This is a genomic window from Streptomyces sp. 8N706, assembly GCF_052245415.1.
In the GTDB taxonomy this organism is placed as follows: domain Bacteria; phylum Actinomycetota; class Actinomycetes; order Streptomycetales; family Streptomycetaceae; genus Streptomyces.
Window position 1 is genome coordinate 1 of the sequence record NZ_JBQQBW010000236.1, and the last position, 1,587, is coordinate 1,587.

General features: G+C 69.6%; 1 protein-coding gene. It reads right to left on the reverse strand.

The features are described 5' to 3' along the window. Window positions 1–14: 14 nt before the first annotated feature. Window positions 15–1,496, reverse strand: a complete 1,482-nt coding sequence (locus ACTWQE_RS34025; protein ID WP_443332953.1) for an IS4 family transposase — start codon at window positions 1,494–1,496, stop codon at window positions 15–17. Window positions 1,497–1,587 lie beyond the last annotated feature (91 nt).

Consider the following 1,587-nt stretch of genomic DNA (forward strand, 5'->3'; position numbering starts at 1 on the left):
CCAAGACCGGGAAGTTAGGGTCTGGCCGTGTCTGCCGGGGTGGGCTGGGGCGTGAGTGTGATGGTGATCGAGGCGGGTGTCTTGCGTCCGACGCTGCCGGCGGTCTTGTTGTAGGCGTAGGGCGACAGGGTGCGCTTCACGCAGCGGGGACTGACGCGCGATCGTCTGTGCCGGGTGGCGAGGTTGCGGGGGTGGACCAGGACGGCCAGGGCCGGGCAGGTCGGGGTGGGAATGCCAGCGGTGATCACAGTGTGGCGTGTGGTGCGCAGGGCGATGGTGAAGGAGAGGCGGTCGGGGTCGATTCCGGCGCTGGTGGCCGTGTCGGTGATCGCGGTGCGGGTGAGCTGGAAGACGGTCAGCAGGGCGTAGATCTCCTGCTCGACGCCTTCGACGGTGTGGGAGCGCAGGACGCGGTCCGCTCCGCGCAGGGTGACTTTCAGTCCGTAGTAGGCGGTCTCGATCTCCCACCGCTGGTGGTAGAGATCGGCCAGCTCGGCTGCTGGGTACTGAGCCGGGTCGAGCAATGTGGTGATCAACCGGACGCAGGTGGAGCGGCGCCGGCCGTCGCCGGTGGTGACGGTGACTTGGCAGGTGACCACGCGCACGGTCACTTTGGTGAGTTCTGGTGGCGGTGTCCGGCGTCCGCGGCGCTGCCAGGCGGCCAGGCGGTCGGCGGACCGGCGGTCGAGGACCTGGGAGAGGTGGCTTCCGTCGGGCAGGGGCCGGATCACCGGCAGCAGCCGTCCGGCCTGCACCCGCCACAACAGATCAGCGCCGGTAGCCGCGGCGTCGCGGATGGCTTCGAAGCCGTCGTAGCCGCGGTCGGCCAGCAACAGCATCCCCGGTCCGAGAGAGGGCAGCAGGCGACGGGCCTGCGACAGTTCCTTATCGTGCATGGGCCCGAACACGGCCGCGATCAGCGCTCTGGTGCCGCATTCGACCAGGGCAGTCAGCCGCACCTGCGGATAGCCGGCGGGACGGCTGGTGGCCTTTGCGTGTCGGCCGAAGTGGGCCACGTTGGCCGGGCTGTCGGCTACTTCCACGCTTGTGCCGTCCCAGGCCACCACCCGCAGTCCACGCCAGAAGACCCCCGGCGTCCCCTCCGTGCCGACCGGTCCGCACAACCGGTCGAACAACAGGGCCACAGGCGCGGCTCCCAGCCGGCGGCGGGCCTGCCGCAGCGCCGCCGCCGACGGATCAGGCACCAACCGCCCTGGCAGCCCGGCCGTCAGCGCCGCCCACACACCGCGATAGCCACAGTCTCCGAAGAGGGTCATGGCCAGCACGAAGTAGACCACCACCCGCGCTGGCAACAGCCGTACCCGCTTCTCCACCCGGCCCGTGACAGCCAGCACTTCATCGACCAGAACGGGCGGCACCCACCTGGTCAACACCCCTAATTGACCGGGCAGCCATACCCCGGACCGGCCACGCGTCGGCGGCACGGTGGCACACTGAACAGACAACGGAGCTCCCTCGAACTGCGACTTCGACACTCACAGTCCGACAGGGGCTCCGTTGCCACGTCAACCCAGCCCATCTCCGCCCTTGACACGCCACGTCCCCCGGCTAACTTCCCGGTCTTGG